This window comes from Pseudomonas sp. zfem004 (genome assembly GCF_032621715.1).
Taxonomy (GTDB): Bacteria; Pseudomonadota; Gammaproteobacteria; order Pseudomonadales; family Pseudomonadaceae; genus Aquipseudomonas; species Aquipseudomonas sichuanensis.
The window spans coordinates 144,519-167,820 of record NZ_JAVYJF010000007.1; the positions used below are offsets into that span (position 1 = coordinate 144,519).

At 63.1% G+C, this 23,302-nt stretch carries 21 protein-coding genes and 4 tRNA genes; 7 read left to right on the forward strand and 18 right to left on the reverse strand.

The genetic code is table 11. The annotated features are described in order from the left end of the window. Positions 1-684, forward strand: coding sequence for an ABC transporter ATP-binding protein (locus tag RTH46_RS10000; protein WP_153785901.1), 684 nt, complete (start codon positions 1-3; stop codon positions 682-684). Then, positions 684-3,191, forward strand: a complete 2,508-nt coding sequence (locus RTH46_RS10005; RefSeq protein WP_316905588.1) for an ABC transporter permease — start codon at positions 684-686, stop codon at positions 3,189-3,191. Before RTH46_RS10000 ends, RTH46_RS10005 begins: the two co-directional genes overlap by 1 nt. Positions 3,192-3,245: 54 nt before the next feature. Here RTH46_RS10005 and greB read toward each other — a convergent pair whose 3' ends face one another. The 4 genes from greB to RTH46_RS10025 form a co-directional block, all read right to left on the reverse strand. Beyond that, positions 3,246-3,719, reverse strand: a complete 474-nt coding sequence (gene greB / locus RTH46_RS10010) for a transcription elongation factor GreB (protein ID WP_153785899.1) — start codon at positions 3,717-3,719, stop codon at positions 3,246-3,248. A 90-nt stretch (positions 3,720-3,809) separates the two neighbouring features. Beyond that, positions 3,810-4,118 carry a hypothetical protein gene (locus tag RTH46_RS10015; RefSeq protein ID WP_110994342.1) on the reverse strand — a complete coding sequence of 103 codons (309 nt, stop codon included), beginning with the start codon at positions 4,116-4,118 and terminating at the stop codon, positions 3,810-3,812. 233 nt (positions 4,119-4,351) lie between these two features. Then, the gene (locus RTH46_RS10020; RefSeq protein ID WP_153785898.1) at positions 4,352-4,786 is read right to left on the reverse strand and encodes a DoxX family protein; all 435 of its coding nucleotides are present in this window, start codon (positions 4,784-4,786) and stop codon (positions 4,352-4,354) included. A gap of 112 nt (positions 4,787-4,898) precedes the next feature. Continuing rightward, a complete protein-coding gene (locus RTH46_RS10025) occupies positions 4,899-6,305 on the reverse strand; it encodes a transglycosylase SLT domain-containing protein (protein ID WP_153785897.1) in 1,407 nt (468 codons plus the stop codon). A 158-nt stretch (positions 6,306-6,463) separates the two neighbouring features. Here RTH46_RS10025 and RTH46_RS10030 point away from each other — a divergent pair, with 158 nt between their 5' ends. The 3 genes from RTH46_RS10030 to RTH46_RS10040 all read left to right on the forward strand — a co-directional run bounded on the left by RTH46_RS10030 (position 6,464) and on the right by RTH46_RS10040 (position 9,295). Further along, entirely contained in the window at positions 6,464-7,270 is an 807-nt protein-coding gene (locus tag RTH46_RS10030; RefSeq protein ID WP_316905589.1) for a TatD family hydrolase, read from the forward strand. Between the two features lie 86 nt (positions 7,271-7,356). Beyond that, positions 7,357-8,835, forward strand: coding sequence for a methyl-accepting chemotaxis protein (locus tag RTH46_RS10035; protein ID WP_153785895.1), 1,479 nt, complete (start codon positions 7,357-7,359; stop codon positions 8,833-8,835). A 91-nt stretch (positions 8,836-8,926) separates the two neighbouring features. Then, a complete protein-coding gene (locus RTH46_RS10040) occupies positions 8,927-9,295 on the forward strand; it encodes an Mpo1-like protein (protein ID WP_316905590.1) in 369 nt (122 codons plus the stop codon). 26 nt (positions 9,296-9,321) lie between these two features. Here the strand turns inward: RTH46_RS10040 and RTH46_RS10045 are convergent, their stop codons facing one another. The 3 genes from RTH46_RS10045 to RTH46_RS10055 all read right to left on the reverse strand — a co-directional run bounded on the left by RTH46_RS10045 (position 9,322) and on the right by RTH46_RS10055 (position 11,261). Beyond that, positions 9,322-10,119: an acyl-CoA thioesterase gene (locus RTH46_RS10045; RefSeq protein ID WP_316905591.1), complete on the reverse strand. Its 798-nt coding sequence runs from the start codon at positions 10,117-10,119 to the stop codon at positions 9,322-9,324. 81 nt (positions 10,120-10,200) lie between these two features. Then, positions 10,201-10,968 (reverse strand): CHAD domain-containing protein, encoded by a 768-nt coding sequence (locus tag RTH46_RS10050; protein ID WP_316905592.1) that lies wholly within the window; start codon positions 10,966-10,968, stop codon positions 10,201-10,203. A 14-nt stretch (positions 10,969-10,982) separates the two neighbouring features. Continuing rightward, a complete protein-coding gene (locus tag RTH46_RS10055) occupies positions 10,983-11,261 on the reverse strand; it encodes a hypothetical protein (protein ID WP_125463469.1) in 279 nt (92 codons plus the stop codon). Between the two features lie 152 nt (positions 11,262-11,413). On the opposite strand from RTH46_RS10055, the gene RTH46_RS10060 reads away from it, so the two are divergent. Beyond that, positions 11,414-12,454, forward strand: a complete 1,041-nt coding sequence (locus RTH46_RS10060) for a patatin-like phospholipase family protein (protein WP_279845891.1) — start codon at positions 11,414-11,416, stop codon at positions 12,452-12,454. 63 nt (positions 12,455-12,517) lie between these two features. Here the strand turns inward: RTH46_RS10060 and RTH46_RS10065 are convergent, their stop codons facing one another. The 11 genes from RTH46_RS10065 to RTH46_RS10115 form a co-directional block, all read right to left on the reverse strand. Continuing rightward, positions 12,518-14,377 (reverse strand): SurA N-terminal domain-containing protein, encoded by a 1,860-nt coding sequence (locus RTH46_RS10065; RefSeq protein WP_153785890.1) that lies wholly within the window; start codon positions 14,375-14,377, stop codon positions 12,518-12,520. Positions 14,378-14,563: 186 nt separating this feature from the next. Then, positions 14,564-14,836 (reverse strand): nucleoid-associated protein HU-beta, encoded by a 273-nt coding sequence (hupB, locus tag RTH46_RS10070; RefSeq protein ID WP_054892387.1) that lies wholly within the window; start codon positions 14,834-14,836, stop codon positions 14,564-14,566. Between the two features lie 153 nt (positions 14,837-14,989). Continuing rightward, positions 14,990-17,386: an endopeptidase La gene (lon, locus tag RTH46_RS10075; protein ID WP_153785889.1), complete on the reverse strand. Its 2,397-nt coding sequence runs from the start codon at positions 17,384-17,386 to the stop codon at positions 14,990-14,992. 153 nt (positions 17,387-17,539) lie between these two features. Further along, positions 17,540-18,823, reverse strand: a complete 1,284-nt coding sequence (gene clpX, locus RTH46_RS10080; protein ID WP_153785888.1) for an ATP-dependent Clp protease ATP-binding subunit ClpX — start codon at positions 18,821-18,823, stop codon at positions 17,540-17,542. 108 nt (positions 18,824-18,931) lie between these two features. After that, positions 18,932-19,573 (reverse strand): ATP-dependent Clp endopeptidase proteolytic subunit ClpP, encoded by a 642-nt coding sequence (gene clpP / locus RTH46_RS10085; protein WP_153785887.1) that lies wholly within the window; start codon positions 19,571-19,573, stop codon positions 18,932-18,934. Positions 19,574-19,664: 91 nt separating this feature from the next. Continuing rightward, complete coding sequence (gene tig, locus RTH46_RS10090; RefSeq protein ID WP_153785886.1) at positions 19,665-20,978, reverse strand: trigger factor; 1,314 nt, start codon at positions 20,976-20,978, stop codon at positions 19,665-19,667. Between the two features lie 248 nt (positions 20,979-21,226). After that, positions 21,227-21,526, reverse strand: a complete 300-nt coding sequence (locus RTH46_RS10095) for a DUF6388 family protein (protein ID WP_153785885.1) — start codon at positions 21,524-21,526, stop codon at positions 21,227-21,229. 222 nt (positions 21,527-21,748) lie between these two features. Next, positions 21,749-21,824 (reverse strand) — tRNA-His (locus RTH46_RS10100). A 36-nt stretch (positions 21,825-21,860) separates the two neighbouring features. Further along, positions 21,861-21,945 (reverse strand) — tRNA-Leu (locus RTH46_RS10105). Positions 21,946-22,002: 57 nt separating this feature from the next. After that, positions 22,003-22,078, reverse strand: a tRNA-His gene (locus RTH46_RS10110). A gap of 34 nt (positions 22,079-22,112) precedes the next feature. Then, positions 22,113-22,189 (reverse strand) — tRNA-Arg (locus RTH46_RS10115). A gap of 256 nt (positions 22,190-22,445) precedes the next feature. Here RTH46_RS10115 and folD point away from each other — a divergent pair. After that, positions 22,446-23,300, forward strand: a complete 855-nt coding sequence (gene folD / locus RTH46_RS10120; protein ID WP_110994358.1) for a bifunctional methylenetetrahydrofolate dehydrogenase/methenyltetrahydrofolate cyclohydrolase FolD — start codon at positions 22,446-22,448, stop codon at positions 23,298-23,300. The last annotated feature ends 2 nt before the right edge of the window (positions 23,301-23,302 follow it).

Below are 23,302 nucleotides of genomic sequence, written 5' to 3' on the forward strand. Positions count from 1 at the left end.
ATGGGCCCCAGCATTCTCGTTGCGCAGAACCTTAGCAAAGTGGTCCCCAGCGCGGAAGGCGACCTGACCATCCTCCACGCACTCTCCCTCGACCTTGCCCAAGGCGACAGCCTGGCCATCGTCGGCGCCTCCGGCTCAGGCAAGTCCACCCTGCTCGGCCTGCTCGCCGGGCTTGATCGCCCCAGCGCCGGCAGCGTCATCCTGGCCGGCCAAGACCTCGGCCCGCTCGATGAAGACCAGCGCGCCCGGGTACGCGCCGAACACGTCGGTTTCGTGTTTCAGTCATTCCAGTTGCTCGACAGCCTCAATGCCCTGGAAAACGTGATGCTGCCGCTGGAACTCGACGGCCGCCGCGATGCCCGCGAGCAGGCCCGCAACCTGCTCGAGCGAGTCGGCCTGGGCAAACGCTTGAGCCACACCCCACGCCAGCTTTCCGGCGGCGAACAGCAACGGGTGGCGATCGCCCGCGCGTTCGCCGCGCAACCTGCGGTGCTGTTTGCCGATGAACCCACCGGCAACCTCGACAGCCACACCGGCGAGCGCATCAGCGACCTCTTGTTCGAACTGAACCAGGAGCGTGGCACCACGCTGGTACTGGTCACCCACGACGAGCGGCTGGCCAGCCGCTGCCGCCGCCTGATCCGCCTGGATGCCGGCCGCCTGGTCGCGCCCCTGGAGCCCTGATGACCCGTCCGCCCTTCCTGCGCCTGTGCGCGCTCTCGCTGCGCCAGCTGCTGCGCGATGCCCGCGCCAGCGAAGTGCGCGTGTTGTTCTTCGCCCTGCTGGTGGCAGTGGCGGCGAGCACCGCCATCGGCTACTTCGGCAGCCGCCTCAATGGCGCGATGCAGTTGCGCGCCAGTGAATTCCTCGGCGCCGACCTGGTGCTGCAAGGCAGCGCGCCGGCAACCGTGCAGCAGATAGCCGATGGCACCGTGCTGGGCCTGCGCCACGCCCAGGTGGTGGAGTTCACCAGCGTGGTCGGCGGCGACAACGGCATCCAGCTGTCGAGCATCAAGGCTGCCGACGCCGCCTACCCCTTGCGCGGCCAGTTGCGTAGCGCCGCCGCGCCCTATGCCGCAGAGACGCCCGGTGGTGGCCCGGCACCCGGCGAGGCCTGGGTCGAGCCACGCCTGCTGGCGGCGCTCGGGCTGTCGGTGGGCGACAGCATCGATGTGGGCATGAAGACCCTGCGCATGAGCCGCGTGCTGACCTACGAGCCAGACCGCGCCAACAACTTCTACAGCCTCACCCCGCGTGTGCTGATGAACCTTGCCGACCTTGAGGCCACCGGGGTGATCCAGCCTGGCAGCCGGGTCAGCTACCGGGAGCTGTGGCGCGGCGACATCGACGCCCTGGCCCAGTACCGCACAACCGCCGAAGCCAGCCTGGCAGCCAATCAGCGCCTGCTCGACACCCGCGATGGCAACCGTCAGATCGGCGGGGCGCTGGGCAAGGCCGAGCGCTACCTGAACATGGCCAGCCTGGTGGCTGTGCTGCTGGCCGGGGTCGCCGTGGCCCTGTCGGCCAGCCGTTACGCCGCCCGACGCCTGGACGCCAGCGCATTGCTGCGCTGCCTCGGCCTGTCGCGGCACCAGGCGCTGGGGCTGTACTGCCTGCAGCTGGCCATGCTCGGCGCGGTCGCAGCCCTCGGCGGCGCTCTGCTCGGCTGGCTCGCCCAATTGGGCCTGTTCCGCCTGCTCGAAGGCCTGCTGCCCAGCCAACTGCCCCCCGGCGGCCTCGCGCCCGCGCTTGCCGGGATCGGCACCGGGCTGGTGGCGCTGGCCGGTTTCGCCCTGCCGCCACTGGCCGCCCTTGGCCGCGTGCCGCCCTTGCGGGTGCTGCGCCGCGACCTGCTGCCCACGCCAACCAGCAGCTGGCTGGTGTATGGCGCTGCCCTGCTCGCCCTGGGCCTGATCATGTGGCGCCTGAGCCTCGATCTGCTGCTTACCTTCGCCCTGCTGGGGGGCGGCTTGATCGCCGCGCTGCTGCTCGGCGGCCTGCTGCTGCTCGGCTTGCGCAGCCTGCGCCAGCTGCTGGCCGGTGCGCCGCTGGCCTGGCGCCTGGGGCTGGGCCAGCTGTTACGTCATCCACTGGCAGCTGCCGGCCAAGCCTTGGCCTTCGGCCTGATCCTGCTGGCCATGGGCCTGGTAGCACTGCTGCGCGCGGAGCTGCTCGACAACTGGCAGGCGCAGCTGCCCAAGGATGCCCCCAACCATTTCGCCCTGAACATCCTGCCTGATGAACGCCAACCGTTCACTGAGCGCCTGGCGCAGATCAACGCGACCTCCGCGCCGCTGTATCCGGTAATCCCCGGACGCCTGACCCACATCAACGAGCAGCCGGTACGCCAGTTGGTGAGCAAGGAGTCCACCGGCGAGCGGGCGATTCAGCGCGACCTCAGCCTGACCTGGGCTGCCGAGCTGCCCCAGGGCAACGCGCTGAGCGCCGGCAACTGGTGGCAACAGGCGCCGCAAGACGCTGCCATACCTGGCGTTTCGGTCGAGGCAGAGCTGGCTCAGAGCCTCAACCTGCAACTGGGCGACCTGCTGACCTTCGACATCGGTGGCCAGCAGCGACAGGCCAGGGTCAGTAGCCTGCGCACGGTGCACTGGGACAGTTTCCAGCCCAACTTCTACATGATCTTCCAGCCTGGGACATTACAGGGCTTGCCCGCCACTTATCTGACCAGCTTCTACCTTGCCCCTGGCCATGATCAGGAAGTCGTCGCGCTGTCACGGGCATTCCCGGCGGCGACCATCCTCCAGGTCGACGCCCTGCTCGGCCAGCTGCGCAGCATCCTCGCCCAGGTGACGCTGGCGGTGGAGTACGTGCTGTTGTTCGTGCTGGCTGCGGGGCTGGCGGTGCTGTTCGCCGGCCTGCAGGCAACCCTCGACGAACGCATCCGCCAGGGCGCCCTGCTGCGCGCCCTGGGGGCCGCAAGGCCGCTGCTGGTCAAGGCCCGGCGTATCGAATTCGGCTTGCTGGGTGCCGTCAGCGGCCTGCTCGCCGCACTGGGTTGCGAGCTGATCACCTGGGCACTGTACCGCTATGCCTTCGATCTGCACTGGGCGCCGCATCCATGGTTGCTGATGCTGCCACTGGCAGGCGCGGTGCTGGTGGGGGGCGCCGGGGTGATCGGCACGCGACGGGCGCTCAACGCCAGCCCGCTGGCGGTACTGCGCGAAGGCTGAACGCTCTGAGGGGCCAGGGGCCTGCCACGCAGCCCCCGGTTACCGATGAGCCGGCTACGGTTTGTAGCTGATGCGGTTGATGTACCAGGTCGCCTCGCCGGTAGGCGTCTGCACCAGCACCTCGTCACCCTCCTGCTTCTTGAGCAGGGCGCGGGCCATGGGCGAGTCGATGGAAATGTAGTCATTGCGCCCATGGATCTCGTCATAGCCGACGACACGGAAGGTCAACTGCTCGCTGTCGTCGTTCTCGATCTCCACCCAGGCACCGAAGAACACCTTGCCTTCCTGCTCGGGTGAATAGGCCACGACCTTGACGTCTTCCAGGCGCTTGCGCAGGTAGCGCACGCGGCGATCGATCTCGCGCAGCAGCTTCTTGTTGTACTGGTAGTCGGCGTTCTCGCTGCGGTCGCCCAGCGACGCCGCCCAGGCGACCTTCTGGGTAATCTCGGGGCGATAGACCCGCCACAGATGATCAAGCTCCTGCTTCAGGGCTGCATGACCTTCGGTGGTGATGATGTTGGTACTCAAGCGGCTGTCTCCTCAGTGCATCTCAAGCGGGCGCCAGGCGCCCACCGAGTGACCGAGCTTAGCGAAAAACCTGCGGGTTTGACACGCCGATCAGGCGCGCGTGATCAGCCCCTGGCGGGCGATGCGCGTGAGCTGGCCGATAACCTCGGCGGCATCCTCGGCGGCCGGCGCCTGGATCACGGCCAGGTCGAAACGGTCGTTGGCGTACTCGCCAAGCTGGGTGCAGGTTTCGAAGAACTGGATAAGGAACGCCCGGGCCTGGCCCTTGCGACGGGAAAAGCCGTCAAGGTTGCGCAGGAGCGTAGGCTGATGCTGGCCACCGAGCAGAATGCGCGGGGTGCGGGAGGCCTGGTCTTTGGCCAGGGGGGTCAAACAGACACTGGTACGTGGACAACTCATGGAGTTTTTCTCCGCCTCGCTGATCCCGCTGGGCAGCGGTGGGAGGCGTCACCGAACCAGCGCTTTAGCGGTATTTCGGATAACCCGGGGGGTTGCCCTGCGCCCCGCAAGTAGCTGTTTAAATCGGCGCAGTCGGTATGCTAGAGGCATCAGCTCCAAGATACAAGCCGCTCGGTGCAAGTTGATCGTATTCATCAACTTGCACCGAGCGGCTGGGAGCGTGCAGTTTGAGTTCAACGTGCGATCAGACGGTCCAGCGAGAAGCGACCCGCACCTTCGATCAGCACCGCCACACTGCCTGCCAGCAGCGCCAGGGCGAACTCATAGCCGTTATTGGACATGAACAGGCCGTTGTTGATGTGCACCGAGAAGATCGCCACCACCAGGGTGACACTCAGCGCCAGTGCCGCCGGGCGGGCCAGCAGGCCGACCACCAGGGCCAGGCCGCCGAAGAATTCGGCGCTGCCCGACAGCAGGGCCATCAGGTAGCCAGGCGCCAGGCCGATGCTCTCCATCCACTGGCCGGTGCCTTCGAGGCCGTAGCCACCGAACAGGCCGAAGAGTTTCTGTGCGCCGTGGGCCATGAAGATGACGCCGACCAGGACGCGTACGACGCTCAGGCCGAAACCGGCACGGGTAACGAACAGGGCTTTGAGGGAGTTGTTCATGTTGTTGCTTCCTTGTTTAAGCGGGTAGGTGTTGGATGAGCGCCATCTTAATCGATTGATTGAATAAGAAAATCGCAATAATCGTGTAATAACTATCGATTAATTTGATTTGTTAGCGCCTGACCAACCGCTCCAGGGAAGCGCGTTCACGGTTGAACGCCAGGTAGTACTTGTTGACACTGTTGACGAAGTTCACCGGCCCCATCCCCACTTGCTCCATGGCGATGCGCTCGGTCTGGAAAAACCACTGGTTGCCGTTGAGCCCGCGCCGCCGCGCTTCGGCACGCATGGCCTGAACCCGCTCAGGGCCGAGGTTGTAGGCCGCCAGGATAAACGCCATGCGCTCGCGCTCGTTGAGTTGCGGGCTGGCGAAGAACTTGCGGCGGATCAACGCCAGGTAGCGGGCACTGGCCTGGACATTGCCATCGACCGTGGCGGTGTTGCTCACCCCCACCCGCTGCGCCGCCGACGGGGTGATCTGCATCAGCCCATGGGCCCCGCCCGTGCCACGCGCCTTGGGGTCGAGGGTGGACTCCTTGAATGCCAGGGCCGCCAGGTTCAGCCAGTCGAACTGCTGGTCGCCCGCATGCTTCTGCAGGACCGGGCGCAGCGACTCCAGACGTTGCCGGTCCTGGCGCGCCAGCGGGTTGTGGACACGGTACTGGCGCCGGTAGATGCGTTCGAATGCGGCATCCTGGTTGTCCGGGGCGCGGTAAGTGGCGAGGAAGCGGTCCACCGCCGCCCGCAGCATCGGCGCATCAGGTCGCACATACCAGCGCAATGCTTGCGGCTGGGCCAGTTGCAGCTTGCTGTCCAGGCGCAGGCGCGGCATCACCCGCGCCCAGCGTTGGGCGATGGGCCGCTCCACCACGGTCAGCGGATAGATACCGGCCTGGACCATCTCCAGCACATCCTCCACCGCCAGGGTTGGATCAACCCACTCCACCTTGATCGGGGCTTGCTTGCGTAGCGCCAGGCGCTGGTTGATCGTCTCGATCGCGGCCCCGGCAGCGCTGGCACTGGTCAGGGCAACGGTACGCCCGGACAACTGCTCGACCCGGCTGTAGCTGCGCTCGCCCTTGCGCCCGACCAGCAGCAGAGGCACCTGGTCAAGCACCGGTGCACTGGCCTCGACGCCACGCACCCCGGCAGGATCAAGCAGTTCGCCTGGCGCGGCCAGGTCGCCTTCACCCCGCTGCAGGGCCCCGAGCAATTGCTCCTTGGCCCGCGGGATGATTTTCAAGGTGATTTCCTGATTGTCGGCGACCCGCGCATTGAGCGCGTGCTCCAGGGCGCGCAGCCGGTAGTACTCGACGCCCACCGGTTCGCCCTTGACCTCGCCGGAGCTGTTGCGGCTCTGGTTGACCAGCACCCGCAGCACCTGGCTGGAGCGGATCTGCGCCAGGTCGCGGGCCTGGCTGGCGGGCACATGCTGCTGGGGCCCCGGCTCGCGCGCAGTGGCCGGCCCGGCGGCCAGCAGCCCACACATCATCAAGGTCGTCAGCAGGGTTCGCAGCATGGAGGAAGAGGTCCGAGGGCGGTTGGCGGGCACCATGTGCAATGATCGATCCGTGATGACTGACGGCAAAAGACCACGGCAAACGTTTGAAGTTCTTGGTTTTTTCGTGATTTCCCGGTTTTTGCTATGCTGGCCGCCCCGCGGGACGAGGTAGCACCATGCAATTGATCGATATCGGCGTCAACCTGACCAACAGCAGTTTCCATGACCAGCAGGCGGCTGTGGTCGAGCGCGCCGTGCAAGCCGGCGTGGCGCAGATGGTGCTGACCGGCACCAGCCTGAGCGTCAGTGAAGAAGCCATTGAACTGTGCCAGCGCCTGGATGAACAAGGCCAGCGCCTGTTCAGCACCGCCGGTGTACACCCGCACGATGCCAAGAGCTGGACCAGCGACAGTGAGCGCCAGTTGCGCCATTTGCTCGAACAACCCCGGGTGCGCGCCGTCGGCGAGTGCGGGCTGGACTTCAACCGCGACTTCTCCCCTCGCCCGGATCAGGAAAAGGCCCTGGAAGCCCAACTGGCCCTGGCCGTCGAGCTGCGCCTGCCAGTGTTCCTCCACGAACGTGACGCCAGCGAGCGGCTGCTGGCAATCATCAAGGGCTACCGCGACCAACTGAGCGCCGCCGTGGTGCACTGCTTTACCGGCGAGCGCGAAGCGTTGTTCGCCTACCTCGACCTCGACCTGCATATCGGCATCACTGGCTGGATCTGCGACGAGCGCCGCGGTACTCATCTGCATCCGCTGGTCGGCAATATCCCGACAGGCCGCCTGATGCTGGAGAGCGACGCGCCCTACCTGCTGCCGCGCAGCTTGCGGCCAAAACCGAAAAATGGCCGCAACGAGCCGGCGTACCTGCCCGAAGTACTGCGCGAGGTGGCGCTGCATCGCGGCGAAACCGTCGAATCCACCGCCGCCCACACCACCGCCTGCGCACGGGCGTTCTTCGGGCTACCTGTGGTTTCTTGACGCATATCAAGGAGGGCCCTGGCCCTGGCGGGCACAATGATGGCACCTTGCCAACAATGTTTCCGCCAACTCAGAGAAGACCTACCATGGGTGCCTGGCTTAGCAATATTTCCCTGAAGTACAAGTTCTGGGCCGTCAACGCAGTGGCCTTCGTCACCACCCTGCTGCTGGTGCTGTACGCAGTGTCCCTGGAGCAGCAGGCGCGCGCTTCGGGCGCGCAGGCCCTGGCCCAGCGCCAGGGCGAACTGCTGGCCGCCTGGCCCCCCGAGAAAACCCTGCCGGCCCAACCCGGGCTGATTACCTGGGGCAGCGGACAGACGCCCGAATTTGCAGGCGAACCCCTCGAAGCCTTGCGTGATGCCCAAGGCTGGGTCGAGTTGCCCGGTGCCTGGATCGCAGGTGACAACCCTGTGCTAGGGGCCCAGGTGTTCCGCCAGGGTGATCGGCACCTGGCCGTGCTGGCCCAGGTGCCCAGCCTGCGCCAGGTGTTCTTCGACCGTTTCGGCAACTATGCGGTGTGCGTGCTGGTGCTGATGCTGGCCATGCTCTGCGCTTCGCAGTTGTTGATCCGCTTCCTGCTCAGCCAGCTCAATACGCTGAAGGACGTGATGCTGCACGTGGAAAAAACCGGCGACCTCTCGGCCCGGGTACCGCTGGCTTGTGGCGACGAAGTCGGGCAGATGGCCGGCGCGTTCAACGCCATGCAGGCCACCTACCACCGCGTGGTCAGCACTGTCGCGCGCACCGCCGCGCAGCTCGACTCGGGCGCTGCGCGCCTGGCCGGGAGCATGGACGAAGTGCGCCACGGCATGATCGGCCAGCAGAGCGAGACCGACCAGGCCGCCACTGCGATCAACGAGATGACCGCCACCGTGCACCACATCGCCGAGCATGCTGGTGCCACCCGTGACTTGTCACAGAGCGCCGACGGCCTCGCCGGCAGCGGCCAGGCCGTGGTCAGCCGGGTCCAGGACTCGATTGCCGGCCTGTCCAGCGGCGTGCAGCAGACCGCCGAGATGATCCGCCAACTGGCCGATGACAGCCAGAAGATCAACGGGGTGGTCGGGGTGATCCACAGCATCGCCGAACAGACCAATCTGCTGGCCCTCAATGCCGCCATCGAGGCCGCCCGTGCCGGCGACCTGGGCCGCGGCTTCGCGGTGGTCGCCGACGAGGTGCGCAACCTGGCCAAGCGCGTGCAAACCTCCACCGACGAAATCACCACCATGGTCGCCGACCTGCAGGCCGGCACCCGCGATGCGGTGGACTTCATGCAGGAGAGCTCGTACAAGGCCGATGACTGCGTCAAACAGGCCCAGGAAGCTGGCGAGGCCCTCGCCGAGATCACCCGCGCCGTGGCACAGATGCGCGAGAACAACACCCAGATCGCGGTGGCCGCCGAGCAACAAAGCCAAGTGGCCGAAGAGATGAACCGCGCGGTAGTGAGCATCCGCGACGTCACCGAACAAACCGTGCAGCAGACCGTGGGCTCAGCCACCACCAGCAGCGAACTGGCGACCCTTGCCGGGGAGTTGAGCAAAGCCATCGGCCAGCTCAAGCTCTAGTTCATTGGCGCTATTGCCAGCATAGCCAGCCTCGATTGGCCCCCTCCCGGGGGCCGCACTAGACTTTGGGCATCTCCATGAGGAACTGCCCATGAGCAAGCGATTGCCCAACCTCCCCGCCTGGCAATGGCGTGGCTACCACCACAACCACCGCCACCCTGCCAACCTGGTGTTGCACCTGATTGCCGTGCCGCTGTTCATCCTGGGTGCGCTGTTGGTGCTCTCGGGGCTGTTCGCCCTGGACCTGTCGCAGATCGCCGTCGGCATCATTGCCCTGATCGCCGGCCTTGGCCTGCAACGCCAGGGGCACCGACTGGAGGCCGAACAACCGGAGCCTTTCGCCAGCCGCAAGGACGCCATGCAACGCCTGCTCACCGAGCAATTCATCACCTTCCCGCGGTTCGTGCTGAGCGGCGCCTGGTGGCGGGCCTGGCGTGAACGGCACAAGCATCGGCATTGAGCGCACACCTCACGCAACCAGCCGTCTCAAGCGAACACGGTCACCGTCTGCCGACTCAATGCCAACAGCTCGCCGTCAGCCGTCCACAGGCGGGCTGCGGCATGCCCATAACCATCTTTCGCGTACTCGGTCTCCACGCAATAGCCGCACCAGTCCTGCGTCGAAAGCCGTGGCGTGGGCTGAACGAATTCGATGGTCCAGGTCAAGGTGCTGCCTGCGGCTGGCTGCTTCAGGTACGGCATCAGGCTGGGCGGCCAGGCATCGACCAGCGCCAGCAGATGCGCCACCTCCAGGGGCGCATCTGGCACGTCACGCAGGCGCACCCAGCCGCCCATGTGGCGCGAATCGTTGCCGCTGAACGGCAGCCCACCAATAGCCCAGCGCAGTGCCACGTGGCGCATGAACTCCGGGGTCACCCCTTTGATGTAGGGCAACTCTGGCGCTGCCTGCTGCAACGGCTTGATCGCCGTCGGCGGTTGCGCCTCGACCGCGACCGCCGAAGGCCTGCCAGCGCCGAAACTGCCCTGCACCAGCGTCACCACCTGGCCGCCCTGCACGGCACGACCGAGCAGCGTACACACGGCCTTGCCCTCGCGAAGCACCTCCACTTCCAGACTGATCGGTACATCCGGCGCCGCCGGGCCGACAAAAGTGATGGCCAGCGAACGCACCGGGCGCTCGTCAGCCAGTTTCTGCCGCATCGCCTCATGCACCATCGCGGCCATAAGGCCGCCGAACACCGCCCGCCCTTGCGCCCAGCTGGGCGGCACACAGACCGCTTCAGGGTGCAGGCGTGCTGCCGCCAACAATTCGGTGAAGTTCATCTGCCCTGGCTCCTGCGCAAAAGTCCCGATCTTAACCAGCGCCCGCAGGTGCGGCAGCCCGCATATCGGTCATTTGCCGGGCTATCGGCGCGCCACGGCCTTGCGCAACACCTCGAGGGTGCTATCTGAGGTGCGTTCGGCGGCATGCAGTTCGTGCTCCCAGGCCACCTTGCAGCCTGCCAGGTCGCTGTGCTCACGCACCTGCAGCAACCATTGAAAACGGTCATGCCAGTCGCCCAGGTCGCCCTGGGCTTTCTTCAACAGCCTTTGCATCTGCTTGCCGGCATGGTCGAGCTGCGGGTAAGCCTCGTCACCGTAGCGCACGCGCTTTATCAACAAGCGCAAGCGATGCCGGTCGTGGGCCGGGTCTTCCAGCGCCTGCGCCAAGGTACGCCACTGCTTGACCAGGCGCCTGTCGACACGCCGCTCCAGCCGCTGCACCAGCCCTTCACGGTCGGCCGCACGCAGGAACAACGGGAACACGTCGAGAATCGCCAGTACGCGCGCAAGCTGGGGGCTTCGCGCCACGCTGGCGAACGTACGCGCCCTGCCCTCCAGGCGGCGCTGCCCGGCCTGCAAATGCCCGCGCTGGATGAGCTGCGCCGCCAGCACCTCGCGGTCACGCAGCGGCGTGGTCAAGGTACCCAGCGACTGCGCCGCATCGCCCAGCTGCTCCACCCCCGGCAAGCCACGCAGCGGGCGCATGAGGCTGCGCAGGCGCCGCAGGGCGATGCGCAGGTCATGCAAAGCCTCGCTATCGGTATCGGCGTCCAGCCGCTCACGGCAGGCCAGCAGCCTTACCTGCAGCGTCAGTACCTGGATAACCACATGGTCGAGCATGGCGGACATGGCGCGCTCCTCGGTCAACGCCCGGCGCGGGACTCACGAATATAGAAACGCGCCTTCTCGGCTTTGCGGGTACAACCTTCGAACGCTTCGAACTGCTGCTGGGTCTTGGCCCCGGTCAGCAGTGACAGTGCCTTGGAATAGCTGACAGTACCGGCGAAGCCTTCGGCCTTGGCCAGGTCCAGTTCCTTCCACGCAGCATCGAGCTGGGTCCCGCAACTGTCGCGATAGGCCGTCTTGCCCGCGCAACCGGCCAAGGCCAGGACAATCAGAGGAAGGGTGATCCAGGCTTTCATCGGTGTTACCTCAAAGGTGAAAAAGTGGTCGTTCGACGGCACAGCGAGCAGAAAGTTGCCTGCTCAGCGTAGCCCAGTGCGGGCTACATTGAAGCACAGGCAACAATGGGTGCATTGTTGGGCCGTGGTGCACAATACGCAGGGGGAAGACCATGAGCAAACGCGTGGCATTGGTGCTCGGCTCGGGCGGTGCCCGGGGGTACGCGCACATCGGCGTGATCGAAGAAATCGAGCGACGCGGCTATGAAATCGCCTGTATTGCAGGGTGCTCCATGGGGGCGGTGATCGGGGGCATCTACGCGGCCGGCAAGCTCGACGAATACCGCAGCTGGATCGAAAGCCTGGACTACCTGGACGTGCTGCGGCTGGTGGATGTCAGCTTTCGCCTGGGGGCAATCCGTGGCGACAAGGTGTTCGGGCAGATACGCAAGATCGTTGGCGAAATCAACATCGAGCAACTGCGCATCCCCTACACGGCGGTGGCCACCGACCTTACCAACCAGCAAGAGATCTGGTTCCAGGAAGGCTGCCTGCATCAAGCGATGCGCGCCTCGGCGGCAATCCCCAGCCTGTTCACCCCTGTCGTCCAGGGCAATCGCATGCTGGTCGATGGCGGCATCCTCAACCCGCTGCCGATCGTCCCGGTGGTGTCCAGCCACTGCGACCTGATCATTGCCGTCAACCTCAACGCCACCAACCAGAAGCAGTACCAGTTGCCGGTAATCGAACGCCCGGCAGCCTTCAAGATGCGCTTCGACTCACTGATCAGCTCGCTCGGCTCGCACCTGCCGTTTCGCCGCAAACCCGCTGAGGAGCTGATGCGCATCGAACAGGAAATCACCGCTGACGGCCTGACCCCGGCCAACCCCTGGCTGGGCGAAAGCGCCGGGCCACAGGGCCAGCAGCCTGCCGCGGCGCCCGAGACCGAAGGCGCGCCAAAGTCCGCGACCGGCTCGGTCATCATCGATAACGTCGGCCCCGCTTCGCTGCTCGACCTGATCAACCAGAGCTTCGAGGTGATGCAGACGTCACTGGCGCAATACAAGATCGCCGGTTATCCGCCGGATGTGCTGATCAACGTACCCAAACGGGTATGCCGGTTCTTCGAGTTCTACAAGGCGCCTGAACTGATCGCACTGGGGCGCGAGGTTGCCCGGGATACGCTGGACAGCCACGAGGGGGTGCGCCGTTAGAGGCCCCTGCAGCAGAAACGAAACAGGCCGCATACGCGGCCTGTTTCGTGATTGCTGCATCACTTAGTAGCGAGTGATGTCGGCACTGCTTTCCAGCCATTTGCGGTAGGCCGCGAAGTCTTGCGAACCGGCACGCGAAGCGAGGTAGCGACGGATCTGCGCCTTCTCCTCGTCGGTGGCGGCAGCGCCTTCGTTGACACCCTTGAGCTGCAACACCACCAGGCTGCCGTCGCCCAGCACCACACTGCCGTACACCGGCTGGTCCTTGGACGCCGGCTTGCCCAGGCGGAATACCGCCTGCAGCTCGGCAGGGTCGATGCCGTCCTGGCCGCGGGTAGCAGCTTCCTGGACTTTCCAGCTCTGGCTTGCGGCCTTGATCGAACCGTCACGCAGGCCGGCAATCAGCTTGTCAGCCTTGCCCTTGAGTTCGGCAGTCGCCTTCTCCTTGGCCAGATGCTCGCTGATGTTCTTGGCCACGGCCTCCAGCGGCATTTGCTCAGGCTTGCGATGTTCCTTGACGCGCAGTACGACCACGGTCTCCGGGTCCAGTTCGACGCCATTGCTGTTGGCACCTTCCTCCAGCACTTCTTCACTGAAGGCGGCCTGGATCACCGCACGATTGGCGGTAATGCCCTCGCCACCTTCACGGCCGAATGGCGCGGAGGTATGCACTTTCAGGCCGAGGTCCTGAGCCGGCTGAGCCAGGTCGGAGGCTTCGAACGCGGCATCCTCAAGCTGCTTGGTGGCTTCGACGAAGCGCTGTTCCACTTGCTGGGTTTTCAGCTCGCGGGTCAGCTTGTCCTTCAGGCTGGCGAAGCTGGGGACATCCGGTGCTTCGACGCCCAGCAGCTTGATCAGGTGGTAGCCAAACTCGGTACGTACCGGGTCGGAAACCTGATCCTTGTTCAGCTTGTACAGCGCTTGCTCGAAGGCCGGGTCGTACACGCCAGGGCCTGCAAAGCCAAGGTCACCGCCGGTGCTGGCAGAGCCTGGGTCCTGAGAGAACTCCTTGGCCAGCTTGGCGAAATCCTCACCCTTGTTCAGGCGCTGCTGGATTTCTTCGATGCGGGCCTTGGCCTGGGCATCGTTGGCCTTGTCGTTGACTTCGATAAGGATGTGCGCGGCATGGCGCTGCTCGCCCAGGTTGGCGATTTCCTTGTCGTACAACGCCTTGAGTTCGTCGTCGTTGACCTTGACCTGGTCGAAGAAGGCCGACTTCTTCAGCTCGATGTAATCAATGACCACCTGGTCGGGGGTCATGAATTCCTTGGCGTGCTGGTCGTAGTGAGCCTTCACCTCGTCGTCGCTGACCTTGACCGCAGCCGGGTCGGCCTTGAAGGTCAGGGCGGCGAAATCGCGGGTCTGCTTCTCCAGGCGGGCGAACGCCTCAACCTGCTTGTCGGTGACGAAGCTGCTGCCGGCAAGGCCGGTGCGCAGCTGGCCGATGAGCATTTCCTGGGCGAGCATCTCGCGGAACTGCATGCGGCCGTAGCCCATCTGGCGGATGACCGAGTCGAAACGCTCGGCACTGAACTTGCCATCGACCTGGAACTCAGGCGTCTGCAGGATCAGTTGGTCCAGTGCAGCTTCGGAGAAAGCGAACTTGGCATCCTCGGCGCCCTGCAACAGCAGTTTGCGATCGATCAGCCCCTTGAGCGCCGCCTCGCGCAGCATCTTTTCGTCCAGCAGCGCAGGGTCGAAGTCCTTGCCCAGCTGTTGCATCAGCTGGCGGCGCTGCATGTCCACGGCCTGGCTCAGCTCGTTCTGGCTGATGGTCTGGCCGTTTACCTTGGCGGCGTCCTGGCTGTGGGTAGCAGCCTGGAAGATGGCCTCGAAACCGGTCAATGCCATCAGCACGACGATGAGGCCGATAATGGTCTTGGCAATCCAACCTTGTGAATTGTCCCTGATATTCTGCAGCATGCGTCCCCCAGAAACGGCTGTACCACTGCGTCGACAACCGCGGAGCGTGGGTAGAATCCTGATAGAAAAAAGGCGCATCCAGTGGATGCGCCCTTTTCGAAGCTTGCGTACCAGCGGGAACGTTTGCGAACCCGCCCGTCACGCGGTCGACCCTGGCCGAAACCTGGGCCGGCTGAAAGAGACGACTTAGTTGACGGCGTCTTTCAGGCCTTTACCAGCCTTGAAGCCTGGAACCTTGGCGGCAGCGATCTTGATCGCCTTGCCGGTTTGCGGGTTACGGCCGGTGCGCTCGGCGCGCTCTTTGACCGAGAAGGTACCGAAGCCAACCAGAACGACGTCGTCGCCTGCTTTCAGGGCACCGGTCACGGAGTCAATTACTGCGTCCAGCGCGCGGCCGGCAACAGCTTTCGGGATGTCAGCGGATGCGGCGATAGCGTCAATCAGTTCCGACTTGTTCACTCTAAGTCCCCTTATTTCTCTATTGAGTTTGTTTCTAAGTATGTAATGAAAAGCGTGTGTAACGAGCGCTGGGTGGCCTGTTGACAATGGCGTGCCGCTTTATAGCAAGGGCCCGAAAAAGCTGTCAACCAAAGCCCCCCAGCGAAATACTTACTAATGCGTGCTGATTCTTTCCTTAGCATCGCTGTCGCGCTTGTCATCTTTGGCGACAATCTCCGGAGCCACATCTGGCAAGGGCTCCGGGGCGTATTGCAGCGCAATTTGGAGGACTTCGTCAATCCATTTGACCGGTTTGATCTGAAGATCCTGTTTGATATTTTCCGGAATTTCCTTCAAGTCGCGAACATTCTCCTCGGGAATGATCACCGTCTTGATCCCGCCACGGTGTGCCGCCAGCAGTTTTTCCTTGAGGCCACCAATGGCCAGGACCTGGCCACGCAGGGTGATCTCGCCGGTCATCGCGACATCTGCGCGCACCGGGATCTGGGTCAATGCCGAGACCAATGCGGTGCACATGCCGATGCCTGCGCTCGGACCATCCTTGGGTGTGGCACCTTCGGGCATATGGATGTGAACGTCGCGCTTTTCATGGAAGTCTGCAGCGATCCCCAGGCTTGCGGCACGGCTTCGCACCACGGTCTGCGCAGCGGTGATCGACTCGACCATGACGTCGCCCAGCGAACCGGTCTTGATCAGCTGGCCCTTGCCGGGGATGACCACGGCTTCGATGGTCAGCAACTCACCGCCCACCTGGGTCCATGCAAGGCCGGTGACCTGGCCGATCTGGTCCTGCTGCTCGGCGAGGCCATAGCGGAATTTCTTCACGCCCAGCAGTTGCTCGAGCTGCTCGCCGGTAACCTTGACCTTGACCTGCTTCTGACCGGTGTGCTCCTTGACCACCTTGCGGCACACCTTGGCGATCTGCCGCTCCAGGCCCCGCACGCCGGCTTCGCGGGTGTAGTAGCGAATGATGTCGCGGATCGCCGAAACATCGACCTCCAGCTCATCCTTCTTCAATCCATTGGCCTTGACCTGCTTGGGCACCAGGTACTTGACCGCGATGTTGATCTTCTCGTCCTCGGTGTAACCCGGCAGACGGATGACTTCCATGCGGTCCAGCAGCGCCGGCGGGATGTTCATCGAGTTCGAGGTGCACAGGAACATCACGTCCGACAGGTCGTAGTCGACCTCCAGGTAGTGATCGTTGAAGTTGTGGTTCTGCTCCGGGTCGAGCACTTCCAGCAGTGCCGACGCCGGGTCGCCACGCATGTCGCTGCCCATCTTGTCGATTTCGTCGAGCAGGAACAGCGGGTTGCGCACGCCCACCTTGGTCATTTTCTGGATCAAGCGGCCCGGCATCGAACCAATGTAGGTACGACGGTGACCGCGGATTTCTGCTTCGTCACGCACGCCACCGAGGGCCATGCGCACGAACTTGCGATTGGTGGCGGCGGCGATCGACTCGGCCAGCGAGGTCTTGCCCACGCCAGGCGGGCCGACCAGGCACAGCACCGGACCGCGAATCTTCTTCACCCGCTTCTGCACGGCGAGATACTCGAGAATGCGTTCCTTGACCTCTTCCAGGCCATAGTGGTCGGCATCGAGGATCTCTTCGGCCTTGGCCAGGTCCAGGCGCACCTTGCTCTGGGCCTTCCACGGCACCTGCACCAGCCAGTCCAGGTACGAACGCACCACGGTGGCTTCAGCAGACATCGGCGACATCTGCTTGAGCTTGTTGAGCTCGGCCTGGGCCTTGGTCAGGGCGTCTTTCGGCAGGCCGGCGGCCTCGATGCGCTTTTTCAGCTCTTCGACTTCGTTGTGACCTTCGTCGCCATCGCCGAGCTCCTTCTGAATGGCCTTCATCTGCTCATTCAGGTAGTACTCGCGCTGGCTGCGCTCCATCTGTTTCTTGACCCGGCCACGGATGCGCTTCTCGACCTGCAACAGGTCGATCTCGGCATCCAGCAGCGCCAGCACGTGTTCGACACGGGCCTGCAGCTCGACAATCTCGAGGATTTCCTGCTTCTGCTCGATCTTCAAGGCCATGTGCGCAGCCATGGTGTCGACCAGGCGGCCCGGCTCTTCGATGCTGTTGAGTGAAGACAGCACTTCGGCCGGGACCTTCTTGCCCAGCTGGACGTACTGTTCGAACTGCGACAGCAAGGTGCGCACGAAGACTTCGGACTCGCGCTCGGCGGCCTCCACTTCGTCGATCAGGCTGACTTCGGCACGGATGTGACCGTCGACTTCATTGAAGCGCTCGACCGAACCGCGCTGCTCGCCCTCGACCAGCACCTTGACGGTGCCATCGGGCAGCTTGAGCAGTTGCAGCACGGTGGCGACGGTACCGACGCGGTACAGGGCATCCTCACCCGGATCATCGTCGGCAGGGTTTTTCTGGGCCAGCAGGAGGATCTGCTTTTCGCCCGTCATCGCTGCCTCGAGGGCTTCGATGGACTTCTCACGCCCCACGAACAGTGGGATGACCATGTGCGGATAGACGACAACGTCGCGCAATGGCAAAAGAGGCAAGTCGAGGGTGGTCTTCATGATTTCGCCTCTACAGCGGCCTTGTGGCCGGAAACCGTTGGAAATGGTGCTTGGAGCTAATGTGGGGGCAGCCCTTTGAAATTACAAGCGCCGATACCAGGAAATGCAAAAAGGGGCCCGAAGGCCCCTTTCTGCACGCTGCCCCTTGCCCGATCAGGCGTCGGGGGCGGCCTTGGCTTGCGGCTCGCTGTTTTCGTAGATCAGCAGCGGCTTCGAACTACCCTCGATGACGCTTTCGTCGATCACCACCTTGCTGACTTCCTTCTGCGAAGGAATCTCGTACATGGTGTCGAGCAGCACGCCTTCCAGGATCGAACGCAGGCCGCGGGCACCGGTCTTGCGTTCCAGCGCCTTGCGGGCAACGGCCTTGAGTGCATCGCTGCGGAACTCGAGGTCGACGCTTTCCATTTCGAACAGCTTGGCGTATTGCTTGGTCAGCGCGTTCTTAGGCTCGGTCAGGATCTGCATCAGTGCAGCTTCGTCCAGCTCGTCCAGCGTCGCCAGCACCGGCAGACGACCGACGAACTCGGGGATCAGACCAAACTTGACCAGATCGTCCGGCTCGACCTCTCGCAGAGACTCGCCGACTTTCTTGCCTTCTTCCTTGCTGCGTACTTCTGCACTGAAACCGATACCACCTTTGGTGGAGCGGTTCTGGATGACCTTTTCCAGGCCAGAGAAAGCACCACCGCAGATGAACAGGATATTGCGGGTATCAACCTGCAGGAATTCCTGTTGCGGATGCTTGCGACCACCTTGCGGCGGCACGGAAGCGACAGTGCCTTCGATCAGTTTCAGCAGTGCCTGCTGCACGCCCTCACCCGAGACATCGCGGGTAATGGACGGGTTGTCCGACTTGCGCGAGATCTTGTCGATCTCGTCGATGTAGACGATGCCCATCTGGGCCTTTTCCACGTCGTAGTCGCACTTTTGCAGCAGTTTCTGAATGATGTTCTCGACGTCCTCACCCACATAACCGGCTTCGGTCAGGGTGGTGGCGTCAGCAATGGTGAACGGCACGTTGAGCAGGCGCGCGAGGGTTTCGGCCAGCAGCGTCTTGCCCGAGCCGGTTGGCCCGATCAGCAGGATGTTGCTTTTGCCGAGTTCGACTTCGTCGCCCTTCTTGTCACGCTGGTTCAGGCGCTTGTAGTGGTTGTACACCGCTACGGCAAGCACCTTCTTGGCGCGCTCCTGACCAATGACGTATTGGTCCAGGATGCCGCTGATTTCTTTCGGCGAGGGTAACTTGTGCGCGTTGCTCTCGGCCTGGGCTTCCTGCACCTCCTCACGGATGATGTCGTTGCACAGGTCGACGCACTCGTCGCAGATAAATACCGAGGGGCCGGCAATCAACTTGCGCACTTCGTGCTGGCTTTTGCCGCAGAAGGAGCAATAGAGCAATTTGCCGTTGTCCTCGCCGTTACGGGTGTCAGTCATTCGATCGATCCAATCCGGTAGGCTTGAAACACAAGATGAAGGCAATCGCAGGCTTTTTCAAGTCCGCGGTCGGGCACACTTCGTACCCGACCGCTCTGGCGCATTGCTTCAGGATGCCAGTTGCCGCTTGTCGTAGACCGAGTCGATCAGGCCATACTCGGCCGCGCGCGCAGCGCTCATGAAGTTGTCACGCTCGGTATCGCGCTTGATGGTCTCGAGCGACTGGCCGGTGTGATGGGCCAGCAGATCGTTCAGGCGCGCCTTGATGTTGAGGATTTCCTGGGCGTGGATCTCGATATCGGTCGCCTGGCCCTGGAAGCCGCCGAGCGGCTGGTGAATCATCACGCGCGAGTTCGGCAGGCAGTGGCGCTTGCCAGCGGCACCGGCCGCCAGCAGGAAGGCGCCCATGCTGCAGGCCTGGCCGATGCAGATGGTCGAAACGTCCGGCTTGATGAACTGCATGGTGTCGTAGATCGACATGCCGGCAGTCACCGAACCACCCGGCGAGTTGATGTACAGATGGATATCCTTGTCCGGGTTTTCCGCTTCCAGGAACAGCAGCTGCGCCACCACCAGGTTGGCCATGTAGTCTTCTACGGGGCCGACCAGGAAGATCACCCGCTCCTTCAAGAGGCGCGAGTAGATGTCATAGGCGCGTTCGCCACGGGCGGACTGCTCGATAACCATCGGGACCAGGCCGCCTGCGGCCTGGATGTCAGAGCTCTGCTGAATATAAGAATTGCGGGACATGTCCTGCACTCACTCCCAAATAGTCATGGCTTGAATACGCACAAGCCAGCGCGAAGGCTGGCTTGTGGGGGTTTCCTACGAGAGTAGCCTGTTACTCAGCGTCGGCTTGAGCCTGTACTGGCTTAACAGCTTCTTCGTACGAGACCGACTTGTCGGTCACAGTCGCTTTCTGCAGGACAGTATCTACAACTTGTTCTTCCAGTACAACCGAACGCACTTCGTTCAGTTGCTGGTCGTTCTTGTAGTACCAGGCGATAACCTGCTCTGGTTCCTGGTAGGCCGAAGCCATTTCTTCGATCATTTCACGCACTTTGGCGTCGTCTGGCTTCAGGTCGAACTGCTTGACCACTTCGGCGACGATCAGGCCCAGCACCACGCGGCGCTTGGCTTGCTCTTCGAACAGCTCGGCCGGCAGTTGGTCTGGCTTGATGTTGCCACCGAACTGCTGGACAGCCTGCACGCGAAGACGGTTGACTTCGTTTTCCAGCAGGGCTTTTGGCACTTCGATCGGGTTGGCGGCCAGCAGACCGTCCATGACCTGGTTCTTGACCTTGGTCTTGGTGGCCTGACGCAGTTCACGCTCCATGTTCTTGCGAACTTCGGTGCGGAAGCCTTCCAGGGTCGACTCTTTGATACCGAATTGAGCGAAGAACTCTTCGTTCAGCTCTGGCAGTTGTGGTGCCGAAACGCTGTTGACGGTGATGGTGAACTCGGCGGCTTTGCCAGCCAGGTCGAGGTTCTGGTAGTCCTCTGGGAAGGTCACGTTGACAACGCGCTCTTCACCGGCCTTGGCGCCGACCAGGCCTTCTTCGAAGCCTGGGATCATGCGGCCGGAACCCAGCACCAGCTGAGTGCCCTTGGCCGAACCACCGGCGAAGGCTTCACCGTCGATCTTGCCAACGAAGTCGATGTTGACTTGATCGTCGTTCTGCGCAGCGCGCTCGACGGCCTCGAAACGGGTGTTCTGCTTGCGCAGCACGTCCAGCATCTTGTCCAGGTCGGTATCGGCCACTTCGGCGCTCAGGCGCTCGACGCTGATCGATTCCAGGCCCGAAACGGTGAACTCAGGGAAGACTTCGAAGATGGCGACGAACTCGAGATCCTTGCCCTTTTCGAACGACTTCGGCTCAACGGCAGGAGCGCCGGCCGGGTTCAGCTTCTGCTCGACGATGGCTTCGTAGAAGGAGGCCTGGACCAGGTCACCGAAAGCTTCCTGACGGGCATCGGCTTCGAAACGCTGGCGAATGACGCTCATCGGCACCTTGCCAGGACGGAAGCCTGCAACCTTGGCGCGACGGGCAGTCTGCTGCAGACGCTTGTTGACTTCGTTCTCGACGCGCTCGGCCGGAACGGCGATGGTCATGCGGCGCTCGAGAGCGGAAGTGTTTTCAACAGAAACTTGCATGGATATTCCTCGTTGCACAGACGTTAGCCGGCGATAGCCCGACTCCAGAATCAAGGGCAAGCATTCTAGTGACTCACGCACCAGAAGTCACCCCACCCGGATTGTCGGCAGACCACGCCGGTCGTTTTCCTTGAAAGGCCCGAGCGCCATGGCGTCGACCCTGTTTAAGCGTTGCCCGCGCAGGCCGTCTCAGGCCGCGCGATTGTAAAACCTTGTCAAACAAACCCCGCCCAACTCGAACGCACCTTTTATTGCGGCTCGATCTCGTTGAACTGGCAGTATTCTTCCCACTCCATCCCCAGCGCCTCAGCCACCTCGCGGTGGGTTTCCAGGCGCATCGCCTGCAGCTGCTCCGGCGTTTCAGCGATCAATTGCAGGGCCAACTCCCAGGGCTGGATACCCTGCTCATCGGCGGCATCCTCGAACGCCCATTCGATCTGTTGCGCCTGCTCGCGCGCATCCAGCTCGCGGATCTCCTCGAGCAGTTGCGGATTGGCTTCGGCGAAACGTTGCAGCGCCAGGGCCTGGCGCGCTTCTTTTGCGATCATTTGCGGTATTCCTCTGCCAGCATCTTGGCCGGACGGTCAACCGGCTGAAATCTAACAGCTTTTATTGGGGCATCAATAGAGGATTGCAAGGGGGAATCGAGCAATGATTGCAAAGCCCTCAGCCTGGGCCTTGCAGGCGCTGCGAACTCGAGCGTCACAAACCATGCAATGCAGAAACAACAAAGGCGCCCGATCTCACGATCAAGGCGCCTTCATAAAATATGGGGTGGACGATGGGAATCGAACCCACGACAACCGGAATCACAATCCGGCGCTCTACCAACTGAGCTACGCCCACCATAATGCAGTGTTGCGGTACAGCTTTACAGAAACATGGTGCGGACGAAGAGACTCGAACTCTTACAGCTTGCGCCGCTGGAACCTAAATCCAGTGTGTCTACCAATTTCACCACGTCCGCATGAAACGCTTAAAACAAAGGCGCCTGATCATTCAATCCTGGCGCCTCTGCCGAATCTGGGGTGGACGATGGGAATCGAACCCACGACAACCGGAATCACAATCCGGCGCTCTACCAACTGAGCTACGCCCACCATATTGCGCTACTGCTTACTTGCCCAGGCCTAATGGCGCACCCGGCAGGACTCGAACCTGCGACCATCCGCTTAGAAGGCGGATGCTCTATCCAGCTGAGCTACGGGCGCTTAAGCTTTCAGTCCGACTTAACAAGCCAACAAACCGCTTATTCCGTCCGACTTTGCCAACCCGTGCCAGGCAGTGCCCGACAAGTGCGGCGAATCTTATAGCCGACCCTCAAAGTCGTCAACATGTTTCTGAAAAAAATTTAAATTATTGAAGGGGTTAGGGGATTTGCCCGACCACCCGCCTTTGCCCTTGCGCCGTGTCGTGCGAGAATGCGCGCTTCTTCATGTTTCCTTCTCGATGGTTAATCACGCGTCTATGACTGCACACCTTATCGATGGCAAGGCGATCGCCGCCAACCTGCGCAAGCAGATCGCGCAACGTGTCGCGGAGCGCCGCCAGCAGGGCCTGCGCACGCCAGGCCTGGCAGTGATCCTGGTCGGTACCGACCCGGCCTCCCAAGTCTATGTCTCGCACAAGCGCAAGGACTGCGAAGAAGTCGGCTTCATCTCGCAGGCCTTCGACCTGCCCAGCGAGACCACCCAACAGGCCCTGACCGAGCTGATCGACCGCCTCAACGACGACCCGGCCGTCGATGGCATCCTGCTGCAACTGCCGCTGCCCGCGCACCTGGACGCCTCGCTGCTGCTCGAGCGTATTCGCCCGGACAAGGACGTCGACGGTTTCCACCCGTACAACATCGGCCGCCTCGCGCAACGCATCCCGCTGCTGCGCCCGTGCACCCCGAAGGGCATCATCACCCTGCTGGAAAGCACCGGCCAGGACCTGTACGGCATGAACGCGGTCATCGTCGGCGCTTCCAACATCGTCGGCCGCCCGATGGCCATGGAACTGCTGCTGGCCGGCTGCACCGTCACCGTCTGCCACCGCTTCACCAAGGACCTGGCCGGCCACGTCGGCCGTGCCGACCTGCTGGTGGTCGCCGCCGGCAAGCCGGGCCTGGTCAAGGGTGAGTGGGTCAAGGAAGGCGCGATCGTCATCGATGTCGGCATCAACCGCCAGGAAGACGGCAAGCTGGTCGGCGACGTGGTCTATGAGACCGCCCTGCCCCGCGCTGGCTGGATCACCCCGGTACCCGGCGGCGTCGGCCCGATGACCCGCGCATGCCTGCTGGAAAACACGCTGTATGCCGCTGAAGAGCTGCACAAGTAAGT